This is a genomic window from Cryobacterium sp. Y11, from assembly GCF_002929535.1.
GTDB lineage: Bacteria > Actinomycetota > Actinomycetes > Actinomycetales > Microbacteriaceae > Cryobacterium.
Genome location: NZ_PJJO01000061.1, coordinates 215,695 through 232,483, shown reverse-complemented (window position 1 = coordinate 232,483; position 16,789 = coordinate 215,695). Strand labels below are relative to the sequence as shown.

Below are 16,789 nucleotides of genomic sequence, written 5' to 3'. Positions count from 1 at the left end.
GTTATCTGCACAGCCGTTCTTGCTTACAGGAACGTTATTTCACCGCGGCGACAACCCCGGCAAGTGCATCGTGAAGTTCCTTGGCCTCAGCGTCGTTGACTGAGACAACGAGCCGACCCCCACCTTCGAGCGGTACACGCACGATGATCAGGCGCCCCTCTTTTACCGCCTCCATTGGACCGTCTCCGGTGCGTGGCTTCATGGCCGCCATGAACTCCCCTTCCATTCGTCTATGTATACCTATTATCGACCATCTCGGGCTGAGACGTAAATTAGGCGTAACCGCGGTCGTCTCCGGCGGAGTCCAGTCGTACCCGTGCACGCCCCAGCAAATCAGCAGCCAGCCCCACTGGCCGGCCACGCAGAGCACAATGATAGCCACCCGATAGGCCAGGCCCCGCGGCAGGGCGGCCGCGCTGAGGAGCGGAAACATCGGCATGAGCAGCCGAAAGGTGCTCGACTGCGGAAAGAACACCGCGAGCAGGTACAGGGCCGTAGCCGGCCAGCCACAGCCGCAGATCGACCCCGAGCGGGCGCACCGCCGGGGTGAACAGCACCAGCTCCACGTATCCGATATACGGTGCCCGCCAGGCCAACTCGGTGTCGGTGTACGCCATCAGGTCGCCGTGGCCGCCCACGCAGCCACCGGCGGAGCTAGTCCCATCAACGCGCTGGACAGGGCGACGGATGCCGTCAGCATCCGTTCTGCAGGCGCAAACGGGTCGCTTGAGCGCGTGACGAAGCGGTAGATCACGTGCAAGCCAAGGGCAAAGGCGAAGGCCAGCCCGCTTGGCCGGGTCAGGGCCATCACCGCGATCACCGGAAACAGCAGCCCGTAGCGGCGTTCGAGCAACAGGTAAAGGGCGAGGGTCAAAAAGAACAGGTACCTCGACTCGGCGTAGGCAAATTGCAGAATCGGCGGCAGTGGGGCTGTTCGCGTGGCGAGCATCAGGATCGACGGTGGAAATCACCCGGTCATACGCGACCTTGCGGGCGGTTTTCCACCGACCGTCGGTGCCGACATCGTAAATCTCACGCTGACCATCATCACAACCCTGCGTCACCCCAGTCTTCACGACCATGAGCCAACCCCCGGCAGGCGCGCCTTAAAGGAGACGAAATCACACCCAAAGCTGTTCGAGGGTCTCAAGGGACGATGCTTCTCGCACAACCGCATATCAGTGCCGTCCATGAAAAAACAGGAAAAGACCTTCTCGGCTATTGCTTTTGAAGCAACGGCGCGTTGAATGAATTCATGACATCCACCGTCGCAGATCAACTCATTGGCCAACTCCTGCAGGCCGGAGTGCACCGCATCTACGGGATCGTCGGCGACAGCCTGAATCCGATCGTAGATGCGGTGCGGCGAACAGGCGGGTCGGCCACGGGCGGCATCGACTGGGTGCACGTGCGCAACGAAGAGGCCGCCGCTTTCGCGGCCGGTGCGGAGGCGCAACTCACCGGAGAGATCGCTGTTTGCGCCGGAAGCTGCGGGCCAGGCAATCTGCACCTGATCAACGGTCTCTATGACGCCCACCGCAGTGGCGCCCCTGTTCTTGCGATAGCCAGCCATATCCCCACTTTCGAGATCGGCAGCGAATACTTCCAAGAAACCCATCCCGACCGCCTTTTCGTTGGCTGCTCCAATTACTGCGAACTGATCTCCACCGCGGCGCAAGCTCCGCGGGTGGTCAACTCCGCCCTTCGGCATGCGATCAGCCTCGGGGGTGTCGCGGTCATCAGTCTCCCGGGCGACATCGCCGAACAAGACGCCGTCGGCGTAGCGCCAGACTTGGCTCGTCCGGGTCGGCCCGCGCTGGTACCTGCCGATACCGACGTGGTGGCTCTCGCCGATGCCATCAACGAGTCAGAGCGAATAGCGATCTTCGCCGGAGCTGGGGTGGCCGGCGTCCACGATGAGGTCGTGGCGTTCGCTGATCTGCTGGCCGCTCCGGTCGGGCATACCCTACGCGGCAAGGAATGGATCCAGTACGATAACCCCTTCGACGTGGGCATGACTGGCATGCTTGGCTACGGCGCTGCGCACGCCGGCATCCACGACGCCGACCTCCTCATTCTCCTCGGCACCGACTTTCCCTACGACCAGTTCTTGCCGCACGGTACAGCTGAACGGATAGCCCAGGTGGATTCCAGAGCCGAACACCTCGGTCGTCGCGCAAACGTGCACCTCCCGGTGCACGGCGACGTGGCATCCACCATCGCGGCCGTGACTCCTCTTGTCGCGCCGCGCAACGACCGGCGATTCCTCGACAAGACCCTGAAGCGCCACGATCGGCTGCTGAACAGCGTGATCGGCGCCTATGCGAAGAACGTGGACACGAAGATACCGATCCATCCGGAATTCGCAGCATCCCTGCTCGATGACCTCGCGGCGGAAGACGCCATTTTTACCGCAGATACCGGCATGTGCAATGTCTGGCAGGCCCGCTACATCAACCCGAACGGCTCGCGGCGGCTGATCGGTTCCTTCCTGCATGGGTCGATGGCCAACGCCTTATCCCAGGCCATCGGCGCCCAGTTCAGCCACCCGAGCCGGCAGGTGATCGCCATGTGCGGCGACGGAGGGCTGTCGATGCAGATGGGCGAATTGATCACCGTTGCCGCCAACGCACTGCCAGTGAAGATCATCGTCTTCAACAACTCCACTCTCGGCATGGTCAAGGTCGAGATGCTCGTCGACGGTTTCCCCGATTTCGGCGTCGATATGCCGTCCGTCGACTACGCGGCCGTGGCCAACGCTCTCGGGATCTTCGGCCAACGCGTAGAGAAACCCACCGACATCCGTTCCGCCCTCGAAACCGCTCTCGCGCATGACGGGCCGGCACTCGTCGACCTGGTCACCGATCCAATGGCGCTCTCGCTACCGCCAACGATCACCGGAGAGATGGTTCGCGGTTTCGCGCTGGCTGTATCGAAGGTGGTCATGAATGGAGGAACGGGCGAGGCAGTGAAGCTCGCCAAGAGCAATCTGCGACTACTTCCTGGCCGCCGTTAGATCGGCCGGTTGACCAGCCGGAGTCGCAAACGTGCTCCTCGAGTCCAGGCACGCAGCCGGACCGATTCTGGACACGATCATGACAGATTCGCGTGACGTTCGGTGCAACGGGCAGTTCTACTAGCCGTCAGCGAGCAATTGTGTGGCCGCCTATGCGCAGCTTCTCATGTCTGCCGACACGGCTCGCGCAGTCAATAGCTGTCAAGGACGCGCCGCCGTGCTGGGTGACGGGTCGACGTCTGGTCGCGGTCGATGGGAGCTGCCTGGACCGGCCTGACACGCCTCCGCCCATTTCAGGTAGACAACGCAGGCTTGCGTGCAGTGAATCGCAGCACTCGACCGCCGAAGGAATACCTCAGCCCGACAGCATCGAGTCTGACTTGTGCGAGGACAGGTTCGAAGGCCCCGCGTTCGATGAGGCGATGCGGGGAGCGATCGGCGAGGTGCACCCACGAAGCTGCTCGGGAGGCAGTGAGGTCATAACCGGTGAAAATGCCGCCGGGCCGGAGCACGCGCGCGACCTCTGCGATTGCCTTCTCCCAGTCGACAACGTGGTGCAACATCAGGAAACTTACAACGAAATCAAAAGTTTCGTCATCGAAGGGAAGCTGTGTGGCGTCGCCTTGGCGCGCAGCCGCGTGCGAATACTCTGCGAGACGTTTCCGTGCGGCGCCAACCATCACAGGGTCATAGTCGATCATCGTCAGGCGCAACGACGCATTTGCCCGCGCCAACTCGGCGGCCGTCGCGCCATTACCCCCTCCGATCTCAAGAACGTCACCGGTAAGCGAAACACCCTGTATTACCCACCGGACGACTCGACGCGCCGCAAGACGCCATGGTGCACTGCGGCAGAACGCACCTTCAAGCGCAGACATTGTCGGCATGACCACCAGCCTTCCTGACACACACTATTGCACCTTTACGTCCTGGTCGAAGTGGGGTCTGAGTAGTAGTGGAACGAAAACGTCCGCTAAGGGCTTGGTCGTTCAGTCTTGGCTGAAGGCTCATCGCATTCCAGGGTGTAGGTGGGGTCTGAATCCTCCGGCTTCGAGGAGCGAGCGACGTAGTTGGTGACATTGCGGAATCCGAGTGCGTCACCACTTTGGCAGCCTGCTACGCCAGGCTCCGTTGCAGACCTTGCCCCCAGGTAGGCCAGGGCACCGGTGATAGTTCTTTGGGCAGGTAGAGCGGATGACTCGGATACCCTCGCTTCGTTGTCCGCAAGCAGGTGAGCCTGTCAAATCCGGGAATCGAAAGCACCTCTTGGACGCGCTCTTGCTTCGCGTGCGCTCCCCATGCGGCGACAAGTACCTCATTGTTCGCGGCAGCGTCTTCCAGGTAGCGGTTGTTCTCGGGACCGATAGGATCCGCTGCCGTCCACAAGTCGGCCGGCTTCGTTGCCCGGAACGCGTAAACGTTCACGACGTTGAGCCCGCCGAGGCCCCAGTGCCGCGCGAATCCGATACACCGGCGAAGCGTCGGATCATCCGAGTACTCATCTGCGGTAGACGGGTTCAGCATCACGAACGTCGCGCGCGGTCCGTCAGACCAAACTCTGGAGAGACGATAACGATACGTTCGATCCTCCGAGAGTTCGGCTCGGCTATCGACTTCGGTCACACATCATCATCCCATAGTGTCCCGTGGCGGGGAAAAAGGTCGTACTCGCCTGTGCTGTTGCCAAGGAAAGCACAGGTCAAGAGGCAAATGCCCGCTGCTAGGCTGAGCGCATGTTACGCCGCAGCCTGATCACACCGACCGTTTTGCTCGCCATCGTGGTCCTCAGCGGATGCACCGTGGGCTCCCCGGTAGAACCGACAGGGTCAGTCGCACCAACACCAGTGGCAGCGAGCATCTACACCTGCGACGACATTGCAGCTCTTGATGTCGTCGCGCCCGTTTTCGTCACCGCCGACGGAACCGCGCCGACCCCGATTGCCGCGATCCAGCCGGCTTATGCCCTCACCGAATACGCCGTGCCAGCCCTGGGCGGTCTGTCCTGCTCCTGGCGGGTCGGCCCCGCAATCACCAACCCGATGTACGACTCCGTTGGTTCCGACTGGGCTTACGTCAGCGTCAAGGTCGTTCCCGGCGGCGCAGACTCCTGGACGCCCTACGTGGTGGGCGACGGCTTCTCGCTCGGCGACGGCCCCTCCGACGCCCCGATGACCCTCGTGGGCATAGAAGCGGCGACCGGGTGCAGCTACGACTCCGGCTGCTTAATCAGCGCACCGGTCGGCGATGACTGGGTCGAAATCGTGCTGAGCACGCGCTGGTATGGCCTCGACGGTGGATATTATTCCGGGCTGACGCCCGACGCGATCCTGGCGCAGATGCAGCCACTCGCGGCATCCGTTTTCACCGCTCTGACGGATGCTCAGCCCGGCCAGTTGGTTTGGCCGGCGGTCGAGCTGGTCGAACGCGAACCCGACTGCACCGGCGCGCTCGGGTCGCAGGACATCGCCACGGCCCTCGGCGTCGACTCGTTCGAATACGAAGTCTGGCCCGTAGCAAGCGGCTCGACCTCCTTCGAGAACTACGTGGCGCAGCGGACCGGGGTATTCCGCTGCGGCGTGCGGGCCGACGGCGTCCCGGTCGACTTGATGGCCGCCGGCATCCCGGGCACCTCGGTCATGGTCGGCTACGACCTGGCCGGACTCGTCGACACGATGGTCTCCACACCAGACAGCCAGGCCCTGCCGACGATTGCGCTGGAGGGCGCGGTCGAGGGTGAGCACGCCGTGCAGATCTGCTCCGACATCGGGCCGTTCTGCATCATGATCTTCTCACTCGGCCAGTCGGCCTACCAGGTCGAGTCGAACAGTGACACGGTGGCGATCGCCGAGGCGATCATCGCCCACACCCGCTAGTGGTCATGTTTGTAAGTTCGTCAGCCGCATAGTCAGCCGTGCAGATCAGCTGATTTCAATACGAACCATCCGTTCGAACTCGCCAAATATAAGCAGGCTACGTTGGATGTAATTGAGCCAAACTCTCTGCCTTAAAACGCCAGTATCGCAGATCGGGCTACATTCCCTACCTGTGGAAGGTGACGTTAAAACCTCACTGTATTTCTCGTCACAGAGATGTTTCCCCACTGGGCGATAACCCGAGGGTGGCCCGAGCTTCGCGGATCATTTGGTGGGTGAAGCCCCATTCGTTGTCGTACCAGGCCATGATCTTGATCAGGGTGCCGTCCACCACCTGCGTCAAGTCGAGGTTCACCACGGACGCGCGTGAATCGCCGATGATGTCGGAGGAGACCATCGGGTCCGCCGAAACGCCCAGGATACCCTGGTACCTGGCTGTTTTCGCCTCCTCGGTGAACACGGCGTTGATCTCCTCGACGCTGGTCGGGCGGGAGGTGACAATGACAATGTCGGCAATGGAACCAACCTCGATCGGAGCGCGGATCGCAATCCCGTCAAAGAGCCCGGTCAGCTCCGGCAATGCCCGGATTGTCGCCTGCGCAGCACCAGTCGGCGCGGGTACCAAGTTAGCCCCACCTGCGCGGCCACGTCGGAAATTGTTGTTCGGCGAGTCGACCAAGCGCTGGGTCGCGGTGTGAGCATGAATTGTGGTCATGATCGCACGCTCCATCCCCAGCCGCCGTGTCGCGATCTCGATGACCGGTGTGATGCAGTTCGTCGTGCAACTCGCACACGAGATGATCTGCGGATGCCCGTCCGGCCTGTTCACCCCGTGCACCACCGTCGGGACGGAGTCGGACTTCGTCGGGGCAGACAAGATGACGAACGACGCGCCGGCCTGAATATGTTTGGTCAGGTCATCCGCCTGGGTGAAAGCACCAGTACATTCAAACACTAGGTCGACTGCGAGTTCTTGCCATGGCAGCGCCGCTGGGTCTCGTTCGGCAAGGACCACCACCCGGTGGCCGTCGATGACCAGCGCATCAGCCTCTACAACAATCTGACGGTGGTACCGGCCGTAGACCGTGTCGAATCGCAACAGGTAGGCAAGATTCTCAATTGACGCCACATCGTTGACCGCAACAAGTTCCAAATCCTCCGACTCGAGCACAATTTTCAACGCAGCCCGCCCGATTCGACCCAACCCATTGATCGCAACTTTCGGCATCTGAAATCCCCTACTTCTACTCGTCGGTGTTCTACTCGTCGGTGTTCCACTCGCAGGTTTGCACGACAAGATAGGTACCCTTTCATGCTGCTCCCCTCCATCAGCTGCCGTCAACAAGCGCAAGCACATTGCCGGGATGACTTGTCGGTAGCACGTACCGGATGTTTATTGGGGTCATGTCAGTCTCGAGGCTGCATGTGCTCATTCTCGGTGGCGGTTACGTCGGCCCCCACACCGCGTGAGGGTTGCGGAAACACCTGTTCTCGATACCAATAACGATCACCCTCGTTGCGCCCACTGCGCACATGACCTACCAGTCGCTACTTCCAGAAATGGCAAGTGGTGAAGTTCAACCGCGCAATGCGACCGCGCAACTGCGCTGCGCGCGGCGTAAGGTCGAACCTGCACTACGACCGTTTTCTGGACTGCACCCATGTACACAAGCTGGACTGCGGCTCAAAGACGACAGCCCTCATCTCCCTCGACGGGGAAATCCGCATCATGCATGACGAACATGTGGTCGTCGCATTGGGTGCAATTACGCGCACCTTTCCCACACCGGGCCTCGGAGCCTGCTGAATGACATGAGCACAGATGGCCCGGCGAGTCTCTGGACTGTTTTTTTGTTCCGGGCTGGGGCGTTGTGAGGTTGGCTGAGCGGTCGGCACCGGTATCGGGATGTAGCGTTGCGTCCGCTCGAAGGGTGCGTAGTCGGCGGCTGTGCCGCGTCGGCCGCTCTGTCGAGGTGATGGTCGTGCTCTGGGGTGTTAGCCACGGGCCCAAAGCCCGTTTTCGCTGGTTAATCCCAGGTTGAGGAGGCGTTTGAGGTTGATGGTACCGGCCCTGTTCGACCACCACGCGTGGTTCTTCACGACGCCCCGCTAGAGCACTCTGCACGCTCCTCGGGTCATCCATGCCGAGGACCGTTCAACCATGGGCCGGTGTTGCTTGTAGACGCGTTGAAACTCGGCATCTTGAGCTCGAACGCGGTGTTCACGCCGGAGCCGGTCGTGCGGGTGAATGACAAGGTTGCGGCCGGTCTGAGCTGTGGTGCACTGAGCCATCAGCGGGCAGCTCTGGCAGGACCAACCAAAACCAACTCGGTCTTTGGGGCTGATCGGCCGAACGATGCTCGCCAGGCACGTCACCGTGTGCGCTTCGTCGTTGATGGTGACGTCATCGACGGTGCAGCCACCGGGCACGGCCCGGCCCAACGGCATCGGTTTAATGGTCGGGGTGTAACCGGCCGTCGGTGCCGTCGAACCCGTCGGCGGTTCCACGTCGTGACCAGCGACCAACGCCAGCAGGGCAACAGTTTCCTGCTGCTTCTTGGTCAAAATATGGATGTTGATGCCGTCCAGCAATACAAGCGCATCAGTGACCAGCCAGGAGACGAGCTCATCGCAGGCGTCGCGATCATCCCACGCGATGTCGGGCTTGCCCGGCTGGGCATAGTCGTGACCGGGTAGGTTGGCGACGGTCGCAGCCGCGCCGGGAACCTCCCGGCCGACGCGCCGGATCTGCGCGATCAGCTGGCGTGCCAGGCCGCGGGGAGCCGACGCGCGGGCAGTCGGCCTTGACGGAGCATCCGCTGGTTCGGCGTTAGCGAACGGATGCGCTCAGCCACGCCCGCAGACCGTTCTCGCAGGCCGTGATCTCGGCAATGGCCACCCGCTCATCGTCGGCGTGTGCCTTGAGCGGGTCGCCGGGACCGTAATTGACGGCCGGAACTCCGAGCGCCGAGAAGCGGGCGACGTCGGTCCAGCCGTATTTGGGCTTGGCCACGCCGCCGACAGCGGCGAGGAACTCCCGGGCGAGCGGGGCGTCGAGGCCTGGGCGGGCGCCCTCTGCCCGGTCGACGACGGTCAGATCGTAGCCGGCGAACAGCTCGCGCAGGTGGGCGACGGCTTCGTCGCCACTGCGGCTCGGGGCAAATCGGTAGTTGACGTGCACCATGCACTCGTCGGGGATGATGTTTCCCGCGACGCCACCGGTGATGCCGACAGCGTTGAGGCCTTCGCGGTAAACGAGCCCCTCGACCTCGACCTCGCGGGCCTGATATTCGGCCAGAATGTTCAGAATGGGCGCGGCCTTGTGAATGGCGTTCTCGCCGACCCAGCTGCGCGCCGAGTGCGAGCGCTTGCCGAAACAGCGAATTTCCACGCGCAGATTGCCGTTGCAGCCGCCCTCGATCTGGCTTTTGGTCGGCTCGCCGAGAATGGCGAAGTCGCCGGCGAAGAGGTCTGGGCGGTTGCGGGCCAGACGGCCGAGGCCGTTGAGCTCGTCGGAAACCTCTTCGTGGTCGTACCACATCCACGTCACGTCGACCTCAGGATCGCTCAATTCGGCGGCGAGCTTGAGCTGCACGGCCACGCCGGCCTTCATGTCGGTGGTGCCGCGGCCCCACAGGTAGTCGATGCCGTCGATGCTCTCGTAGCGGGTGGGCAGGTTGTCGTTGAGCGGCACGGTGTCGATGTGGCCGGCGATCACGACGCGCTGGGCACGATTCAGGTTCGTTCGGGCGACGACGGTGTCGCCGTCCCGAATGATCTCCAAGTGGTCGAAGCCGTCGAGCGCTGCGACGATCGCGTCGGCGAGGGCGGTTTCTTGGCCAGACACCGACTCCATGTCGCAGATTTGCCTGGTCAGTTCGATCGACGTCGCCGTGAGGTCAAGCACGGTGCGATTGGCGGGAGAGGAAGAGGCCGGAAGTCTAGAAGTCACTCTACTAATCTAAGGGTATGCCCTCTGATCTTTCCGAAAACGTCACAGCCGCACCGACCCAGGCCTGGGGGTACGGCCTCGCGACCGTCGCCAGCGATGGAACCGTGCTCGATACTTGGTTCCCGTCTCCAGCTCTCGGCACCCTGCCGACCGGCCGCGATCGCTGGATCGTTCCGGCCGACCTGGGCGAAGCAACCGGCGATGATGCCCGCCGCGCGGTGTGCCTCGAAGCCGTCACGGTCGAAATTACGCTCGACGCGGCACCGGCGAGCACCTCGGATGCCTACCTGCGGCTGCATCTACTCTCGCACCTGCTGGTGCTGCCGAACAGTATCAACCTCGACGGCATCTTCGCGCACCTACCCACCGTGGTCTGGACCAATGCCGGCCCGATGCTGCCGGTCGTCTTCGCCCGGCTGCGCCCCACCCTGCAGCGCGCCGGAATTCAGGCCAGCGGCGTTGACAAGTTTCCGCCGCTGCTCGACTACGTCGTGCCGACCGGCGTGAGGATAGCAGATGCCTCGCGCGTGCGGCTCGGCGCCCACCTCGCCCCGGGAACCACCGTGATGCACGAGGGCTTCGTCAACTTCAACGCCGGAACGCTCGGCTCTTCAATGGTCGAGGGCCGCATCTCGCAGGGCGTCGTGGTCGGTGACGGCGCGGATATCGGTGGCGGAGCATCCATTATGGGCACCCTGTCTGGTGGCGGAACCCAGCGCATTTCGATCGGCGCCCGTGCCCTGCTCGGCGCCAACTCCGGCGTGGGAATCGCAATCGGCGATGACAGCGTCGTGGAGGCGGGGCTCTACGTCACGGCCGGAACGAAGGTCATTCTTGTCGGCGAACCGGTCGGCGACGACGGCTCCCGGCCGACCGTGAAAGCCGTCGAACTCTCCGGTGTGTCGAACCTGCTGTTTCGCCGCAATTCCATCTCGGGTGCCGTCGAGGTGCTCGCCCGCAGCGGCAGCGGCATCACCCTCAACGCCGCGCTGCACGCCTAGGCTGCCGCCGATAAGCGGATGTCGGTGGGTTCCGCTAGCATCCGGGTAGCGGCATCCGCTCGGCTGGAGATGGCACGATTCACGAAGGAGTGATGTGGGAACCGACGCACCGAGAAGCCATGGCCACCGGCGAATCCGGCGCGTGCTGATCGCGTTCGGGGTGGTGGTGAGCGTCGTCGTGGTGGCTGCTGGGCTCGGAGTCTGGACGGTGACGCGGTCGTTTCCAACGATGAACGGCACTGTAGACATCACGGGGTTGGCGAACGCGGTCACGGTAACGCGCGACGACGCCGGGATTGCCCAGATCACGGCAAAAACTGCGGCCGACCTCTTTCTGGCCGAAGGCTACGTGCATGCGCAGGACCGTTTCTGGGAGATGGACTTTCGTCGGCACGTGACGAGTGGCCGGCTGTCTGAGCTGTTCGGCGAAAGTCAGATCGGTACCGACACGTTCGTGCGCACGCTCGGCTGGCGGGCCGTCGCCGAACAGGAGGTGGCCCTGCTCGACCCGGTCACTCTCGGCTATTACCAGTCCTACGCCGACGGCGTCAACGCCTACCTCGACACCCACCAGGGCGCCGATCTCTCGCTAGAGTATGCCGTTTTGGGCCTGCAGAACCCCGGCTATGAGGTCGAACCGTGGGCCCCGGCGGACTCCGTCGCCTGGCTCAAGGCGATGGCCTGGGACCTGCGTTCCAACCTCGACGATGAGATCGACCGGGCACTGCTGTCGACCACGCTCACACCGGCCGAAGTGACCCAGCTGCACCCCGAGTATCCCGCGAGCGCGCACCCCACAATCACCGGCAGTCAGACTGTCGTCGCTCCGGCTGCCGGGGCGCCTGCGGCCAGCGACGAACCGACTGCTGAGCCGTCCGCCAGCGCTAGCCTCGACGTGACGAATACACCTGTGCCCGTCGGCTCCTACGCAGGGGCACTCTCCGAGTTGCGCGCCGCACTCACCTCGACTCCCGAGCTGCTCGGGCCGGCCGGCGGCGAAATCGGGTCGAACTCTTGGGTCGTCTCCGGCGCCCTCACCGACACCGGCCTGCCGTTGCTGGCCAACGACCCGCACCTCGGGCCCGCGCTGCCGTCGGTCTGGTATCAGGTGGGGCTGCGCTGCCAGTCGATCACCGCCGACTGCCCGTTCGACGTTGCCGGGTATAGTTTCTCAGGATTGCCCGGCGTCATCATCGGCCACACCGAACGCATCGCCTGGGGATTCACCAACCTCGGCCCCGATGTCGCCGACCTTTACATTGAAAAAATCACCGGAGACAGCTACGAATTTGATGGCGCGGTGAAGCCCCTCCTGCTGCGGGATGAGAAGATCTCCGTGGCCGGCGGTGACGACGTCAAAATTGAGATTCGCGCCACAGAGCACGGACCACTCCTGAGCGGCTTCGACGGCACTACCTACCAACGCATCGCAAGCGACTACCCGACAGCGGCCGGGCTGCCAACGGCCACCCCGGCTGGCGACGTCGGCACTGATCCGACCGGTGTTAATTTAACGACGTACGAGCTGTCATTGCAATGGACAGCGTTGACGCCGGGGCGAACGGCATCCGCTATTTTCGCCCTCAATCAGGCCACCGACTGGACCAGTTTTCGAGCGGCCGCCGCTCTGTTCGAAGTGCCGGCGCAGAATTTGACGTATGCCGACGTCGAGGGAAATATCGGCTATCAGGCGCCGGGGCTCATCCCCATTCGGGCCAGCGGCAACGGCACACTGCCCGTTCCCGGGTGGACTAGCGAATACGGCTGGACCGGTTACATTCCCTTTGACGCACTGCCGAGCACGTTTAATCCACCGAGCGGATACATCGTCACGGCCAATAACGCCGCCACCGACTCGAAGTATCCCTATCTGTTGACCGCCGATTGGGATCTGGGCTATCGGGCCAACCAGATCACGGCACGCCTGCAGCAGCTCATCGCGGCGAACACTCCGCTCACCGCGGCGCTGATGAGTGAGATCCAGGGCGACAATTACAGTGCCATCGCCGCGGTGCTCGTACCGAAGCTGCAGGGAATACGCCTGACCGGCGAGGCCGCAGAAGCACAAAAACTGCTCGACGGCTGGGACTATCGGGTCGACGCCGACAGCGCAGCGGCCGCCTACTTCAACATCGTCTGGCGCGTGCTGTTGGTCGATATGTTCACCGGAAAGATCGACGACGGGGCAGCCCTGACCGGCGGCGACCGCGCGTTCTCCGTGGTGATGAGCCTGCTCGACCAGCCGGACTCCCCGTGGTGGTCAAACCCCAGCTACGGCACCGTCGGTCAGGAGAGCACGCTGCGCCACGCACTCACGACTGCGGCCGCCGAGAGCGCCGACCTGATGGGATCAAACCCGGCCGATTGGAAATGGGGCAGCATCCACACGCTTGAACTCACCAACCCGAGCTTCGGTGAGTCCGGGATCGCCCCGCTCGAGTTCGTTTTCAATCGAGGACCCTACGAACTCTCTGGTGGCTCGGCGGTAGTGAACGCGGTCGGCTGGGATGCCACGCAGGGCTACCAGGTGGACTGGGTTCCGTCGATGCGCCAGGTGATCAGCCTGGAGAACTTCGACGAGTCTACCTGGATCAACCTCACGGGGGCATCCGGCCACGCCTTCCACCCCAACTACACCGACCAGGCGCCGCTGTGGCGCGACCACGAGACCCGACCGTGGCTGTTCACCCCCGCCGCCATCGACGCCGACGCGAGCAACACGCTAAACCTCGAGCCGGCCGCATAGCGCCGCCGCTGACACCCACGAGATGCCACCTCTGGCCCCATGAGAGTTCGCCACGCGGCCAGAAGTGGCATCTCGCAAAAACCAGGGGGCTCAGGATGGCATTTCGCGGCCACCGCACCGCCCCAGCCACCAATACACGATCAAGGGCACCAATCCCGTCGTGCTCACGGTCACTCACCACGCCGACTACAGCTTCGGCGACCAAGACTGGCGCCCCGTCGACAAAACCGTCACCGTGCCCTCGGCACCATTCACCGTCGTCGCCGCGAAAGAACCCACCGGACTCGTTGCCGAGGACTGGCACGCCAACCCTCACAGCCCCGGCTGCTGACGACGCCGCACCCGGGTTCCTGCCGTTCGCGTCAACCCTCGAGGTAAGCCACTGCGTCCGCAGCAGTCCAGCCCTCCGGGTGCGCGGCGAGCAGGACAGTGACCCCGACGAGATCGGTGCCGAGAGTGACCAACGGCACCTCCTCGTATCCGTCGCGCCGGGTCTGACTGAGACCCACGTTGGCGGTGAGTGCGTTGCAGAGGCACTTCCGACCGGCAGCCTCCCCGGCGGACCCACCCTTGCGTACGAAAGTCGCGACCGGCTCGGCTGGGCACCGGTAGCCGAGCACTCCGGGCGTGCGTTCATAAGGCACCCGGAGGTAACCGAGATCGCACAGGCGCGGTCGCTCCTCGTATACGGCGGCATCGGAGAGGGTTCCGGGTAGCGTCACGACTTTGAAGGGGAATCCCGTCGAGGAGGCGAGCGGGTCGGTGCGGATCTGTAGCCCGGGGCCATCCAGCTCGCCCAGCACCCGCGCCCGTAGGGGCTCGTCGAGGCCGGACTCGGCTGCGAGGGCGAACAGGGTGCCGACCTGTACACCAGCGGCGCCGAGTGCGAGGGCCTCGGCCACCCGCTCGGGCGTGCCGTAGCCGCCCGCAACCCAGAACGGCAGGCCGACCGCGGCAACCTTCGCCAGGTCGGCGTCATCCCGAGGTCCGTAGACCGGCTGACCGTCGTCGTCGAACACACCACGTCCGCGCGGCGGTGCGTTGTGCCCGCCAGCACCTGGGCCTTCGATGACAAAGCCGTCCGGACGGGTCGACGCCTCCCGCGTCAGGTACACCGCGAGCACGTGGGCGGCGACGATTGCGAGAAACAGCGGTCGGCGCAGCGGGGGCAACCCGCCGCCGGTCAGGGCCTCGGGAACGAACTCGACGGAGTACCTGCTCGTGGAATTTTCGACGTGCAGGTCGAGCGCGCAGGTCTCGTGCCGGGCCAGGCCGGTCAGGAGCGCGGGAATCTCGGCGGGGATTCCGGCTCCCATCAGCACATAATCGACTCCGGCTAGCATGGCTCCGTAGGCGGCGCTCGGCGTGGCCAGCTGCACCTTCTCGAGAAAGTTGATGCCAACGAGGCCGTCATGGCCTTCCTTGGCCAGCCAGACCTCGGCAAAGTTGGCGACGACCGACAGTTCAAGCGATTTCACGAGCGGATGCTGGCTGAGCTTAGCGAGCGGCAGGTACGGCACGCCGGGGCCGCGTCCGCCGGCCCGAAAGTACTTCCGCAGTACCCGGCCGGCGAGAGCCGGCACCGGGAACTGCGCGAACGCGCGGCGCAGGTGTCCACCCTCATCGCCGTCCTGCAGGCGCCGAGCGATAACCGAGTCAAGGGCTGTACCACTGACGACACCAAGCTGTCCGGCCTGGGACACCGCGCGAGCGAGCTGCCACGAAGACACGGCAACGCCCATGCCGCCCTGGATGATGGTGGGCAGCGCCGTCGGGCGCGTTATCGAAGACGCAATCGTATCGAGCAGAGTCATGGCGAACCTCTCAGTAGCGGACACCACGGCTATGGGTCCCCCCGTAGCGTATTCCCGTGCATATTCCGCCTGGCGAATACGTTCTGCGGTGTTACCTGAGAGGGTAGTCGCGTGCCGGGGAGCCCACGTAGAGTTGCTGCGGGCGGCCGATCTTGGTGGCCGGATCCTCGTTCATCTCACGCCAGTGCGCGACCCACCCAGGCAGCCGGCCGATCGCAAATAGCACGGTGAACATGCGCGTCGGAAAGCCCATTGCTTTGTAGATGACGCCCGTGTAAAAGTCAACGTTGGGGTAGAGGCGCCGTTCCTTGAAGTAGTCGTCGTTCAGGGCGATGTGTTCGAGTTCTTGGGCGATGTCGAGCAGGTCGTCCTTGACGCCGAGGGCGGCGAGCACCTCGTGGGCACTCTCTTTGACCAGGGTGGCACGCGGGTCATAGTTCTTGTAGACCCGGTGGCCGAAGCCCATGAGCTTGACGCCCTGCTCCTTGTTCTTGACGCGTTCGACGTACTTCTCGACACCCTGACCGGATGCTTGGATCTCGCCGAGCATCGCCAGCACGGCTTCATTGGCGCCACCGTGCAGTGGGCCAAACAAGGCGTTAATGCCGGACGAGACGGATGCGAACAGGTTGGCCTCGGTCGAACCGACCAGACGCACCGTCGAGGTGCTGGCGTTCTGCTCGTGGTCTTCGTGCAGCATGAGCAGGCGTTCGAGCGCCTTACTGACGACCGGATTGATCTCATACGGCTCGGCCATGTTGCCGAAGTTGAGCTTGAGAAAGTTATCGACGAAGCTCAGCGAGTTGTCGGGGTACAGAAAGGCCTGCCCGACGCTCTTCTTGTGAGCGTACGCGGCCATGACCGGCAGCTTGGCCAGCAGGCGAATGGTTGAAATCTCGACCTGCGCCGGGTCCTTCGGGTCAAGCGAGTCCTGGTAGAACGTCGACAGGGCCGAAACCCCCGAGGCAAGCACGCTCATCGGGTGCGCCTTGTGCGGCAAAGAATCAAAGAACCGGCGCATGTCTTCGTGGAGCAGCGTGTGGTGACGGATGCGATCGTCAAAGTTAGCGAGTTCGCTGGCGCTGGGCAACTCACCGTAAATGAGCAGCCAGGCCGTCTCGAGAAAGTTTGAGTTCTTGGCGATCTGTTCGATCGGATACCCGCGATAGCGCAGGACGCCAGCATCGCCGTCGATGTAGGTGATCGCGGACCGGGTAGCCGCCGTGTTCACGAAGCCATAGTCCAGAGTGGTGAGGCCAGTCTTCTTGGTCAGGGTGGAGATGTCGATGCTCGACACGCCATCCACACTGGTCAAAAGTGGGAACTCTGCGCTACCGCCGGGAAAGGTAAGTGTGACCTTGTTGGGGTCAGCGCTCAACGGTGCGCC

Annotated in this window: 17 protein-coding genes; 8 read left to right on the top strand and 9 right to left on the bottom strand. The window is 63.5% G+C overall.

The window, feature by feature from the left end:
* Positions 1 to 34: 34 nt before the first annotated feature.
* Positions 35 to 211, bottom strand: a complete 177-nt coding sequence (locus CXY75_RS17715; RefSeq protein ID WP_104084115.1) for a DUF3117 domain-containing protein — start codon at positions 209 to 211, stop codon at positions 35 to 37.
* A gap of 405 nt (positions 212 to 616) precedes the next feature.
* Positions 617 to 949, bottom strand: a complete 333-nt coding sequence (locus tag CXY75_RS20140; RefSeq protein WP_199182522.1) for a hypothetical protein — start codon at positions 947 to 949, stop codon at positions 617 to 619.
* Between CXY75_RS20140 and CXY75_RS20135 the strand changes: the two genes are divergently transcribed.
* Both CXY75_RS20135 and CXY75_RS17705 read left to right on the top strand, forming a co-directional pair.
* Positions 939 to 1,247: a hypothetical protein gene (locus tag CXY75_RS20135; protein ID WP_199182521.1), complete on the top strand. Its 309-nt coding sequence runs from the start codon at positions 939 to 941 to the stop codon at positions 1,245 to 1,247. The two genes, CXY75_RS20140 and CXY75_RS20135, sit on opposite strands and share 11 nt — an antisense overlap.
* Positions 1,248 to 1,255: 8 nt before the next feature.
* On the top strand, positions 1,256 to 3,016 hold the full coding sequence (locus CXY75_RS17705; protein ID WP_104084113.1) for a pyruvate dehydrogenase: 1,761 nt from the start codon (positions 1,256 to 1,258) through the stop codon (positions 3,014 to 3,016).
* A gap of 293 nt (positions 3,017 to 3,309) precedes the next feature.
* Here CXY75_RS17705 and CXY75_RS17700 read toward each other — a convergent pair whose 3' ends face one another.
* A complete protein-coding gene (locus tag CXY75_RS17700; RefSeq protein WP_233202036.1) occupies positions 3,310 to 3,894 on the bottom strand; it encodes a class I SAM-dependent methyltransferase in 585 nt (194 codons plus the stop codon).
* 238 nt (positions 3,895 to 4,132) lie between these two features.
* Complete coding sequence (locus CXY75_RS21155; RefSeq protein ID WP_104084112.1) at positions 4,133 to 4,639, bottom strand: DUF1643 domain-containing protein; 507 nt, start codon at positions 4,637 to 4,639, stop codon at positions 4,133 to 4,135.
* A gap of 110 nt (positions 4,640 to 4,749) precedes the next feature.
* Between CXY75_RS21155 and CXY75_RS17690 the strand changes: the two genes are divergently transcribed.
* Entirely contained in the window at positions 4,750 to 5,889 is a 1,140-nt protein-coding gene (locus CXY75_RS17690) for a hypothetical protein (RefSeq protein ID WP_104084111.1), read from the top strand.
* Positions 5,890 to 6,097: 208 nt separating this feature from the next.
* Here CXY75_RS17690 and CXY75_RS17685 read toward each other — a convergent pair whose 3' ends face one another.
* Entirely contained in the window at positions 6,098 to 7,117 is a 1,020-nt protein-coding gene (locus tag CXY75_RS17685) for a type I glyceraldehyde-3-phosphate dehydrogenase (protein WP_104084110.1), read from the bottom strand.
* Positions 7,118 to 7,456: 339 nt separating this feature from the next.
* Between CXY75_RS17685 and CXY75_RS17680 the strand changes: the two genes are divergently transcribed.
* Entirely contained in the window at positions 7,457 to 7,696 is a 240-nt protein-coding gene (locus CXY75_RS17680; protein WP_104084109.1) for a hypothetical protein, read from the top strand.
* A gap of 302 nt (positions 7,697 to 7,998) precedes the next feature.
* On the opposite strand, the gene CXY75_RS21150 is transcribed toward CXY75_RS17680, so the two are convergent.
* On the bottom strand, positions 7,999 to 8,181 hold the full coding sequence (locus tag CXY75_RS21150; protein WP_369826755.1) for a transposase: 183 nt from the start codon (positions 8,179 to 8,181) through the stop codon (positions 7,999 to 8,001).
* A 219-nt stretch (positions 8,182 to 8,400) separates the two neighbouring features.
* On the opposite strand from CXY75_RS21150, the gene CXY75_RS21145 reads away from it, so the two are divergent.
* Positions 8,401 to 8,586, top strand: a complete 186-nt coding sequence (locus CXY75_RS21145) for a hypothetical protein (protein WP_146069528.1) — start codon at positions 8,401 to 8,403, stop codon at positions 8,584 to 8,586.
* 133 nt (positions 8,587 to 8,719) lie between these two features.
* On the opposite strand, the gene dapE is transcribed toward CXY75_RS21145, so the two are convergent.
* Entirely contained in the window at positions 8,720 to 9,841 is a 1,122-nt protein-coding gene (dapE, locus tag CXY75_RS17670; protein WP_255411806.1) for a succinyl-diaminopimelate desuccinylase, read from the bottom strand.
* A gap of 17 nt (positions 9,842 to 9,858) precedes the next feature.
* Between dapE and dapD the strand changes: the two genes are divergently transcribed.
* From dapD to CXY75_RS17655, 3 genes are all read left to right on the top strand, one after another.
* Positions 9,859 to 10,842: a 2,3,4,5-tetrahydropyridine-2,6-dicarboxylate N-succinyltransferase gene (gene dapD, locus CXY75_RS17665; protein ID WP_104084106.1), complete on the top strand. Its 984-nt coding sequence runs from the start codon at positions 9,859 to 9,861 to the stop codon at positions 10,840 to 10,842.
* A gap of 142 nt (positions 10,843 to 10,984) precedes the next feature.
* The gene (locus CXY75_RS17660) at positions 10,985 to 13,588 is read left to right on the top strand and encodes a penicillin acylase family protein (RefSeq protein ID WP_233202000.1); all 2,604 of its coding nucleotides are present in this window, start codon (positions 10,985 to 10,987) and stop codon (positions 13,586 to 13,588) included.
* 64 nt (positions 13,589 to 13,652) lie between these two features.
* Positions 13,653 to 13,919, top strand: a complete 267-nt coding sequence (locus CXY75_RS17655; protein WP_104084104.1) for a hypothetical protein — start codon at positions 13,653 to 13,655, stop codon at positions 13,917 to 13,919.
* 31 nt (positions 13,920 to 13,950) lie between these two features.
* Here CXY75_RS17655 and CXY75_RS17650 read toward each other — a convergent pair whose 3' ends face one another.
* Positions 13,951 to 15,402 carry a nitronate monooxygenase gene (locus tag CXY75_RS17650; protein WP_233201999.1) on the bottom strand — a complete coding sequence of 484 codons (1,452 nt, stop codon included), beginning with the start codon at positions 15,400 to 15,402 and terminating at the stop codon, positions 13,951 to 13,953.
* A gap of 91 nt (positions 15,403 to 15,493) precedes the next feature.
* Positions 15,494 to 16,780, bottom strand: coding sequence for a citrate synthase (locus CXY75_RS17645; RefSeq protein WP_104084393.1), 1,287 nt, complete (start codon positions 16,778 to 16,780; stop codon positions 15,494 to 15,496).
* Positions 16,781 to 16,789 lie beyond the last annotated feature (9 nt).

Coding starts and splice junctions, on each gene's coding strand:
- CXY75_RS17715 (WP_104084115.1), bottom strand. CDS start 211: ATGGCGGCCATGAAGCCACGCACCGGAGACGGTCCAATGGAGGCGGTA.
- CXY75_RS20140 (WP_199182522.1), bottom strand. CDS start 949: ATGCTCGCCACGCGAACAGCCCCACTGCCGCCGATTCTGCAATTTGCC.
- CXY75_RS17705 (WP_104084113.1), top strand. CDS start 1,256: ATGACATCCACCGTCGCAGATCAACTCATTGGCCAACTCCTGCAGGCC.
- CXY75_RS17700 (WP_233202036.1), bottom strand. CDS start 3,894: ATGTCTGCGCTTGAAGGTGCGTTCTGCCGCAGTGCACCATGGCGTCTT.
- CXY75_RS17690 (WP_104084111.1), top strand. CDS start 4,750: ATGTTACGCCGCAGCCTGATCACACCGACCGTTTTGCTCGCCATCGTG.
- CXY75_RS17685 (WP_104084110.1), bottom strand. CDS start 7,117: ATGCCGAAAGTTGCGATCAATGGGTTGGGTCGAATCGGGCGGGCTGCG.
- CXY75_RS21150 (WP_369826755.1), bottom strand. CDS start 8,181: ATGGCTCAGTGCACCACAGCTCAGACCGGCCGCAACCTTGTCATTCAC.
- dapD (WP_104084106.1), top strand. CDS start 9,859: ATGCCCTCTGATCTTTCCGAAAACGTCACAGCCGCACCGACCCAGGCC.
- CXY75_RS17650 (WP_233201999.1), bottom strand. CDS start 15,402: ATGACTCTGCTCGATACGATTGCGTCTTCGATAACGCGCCCGACGGCG.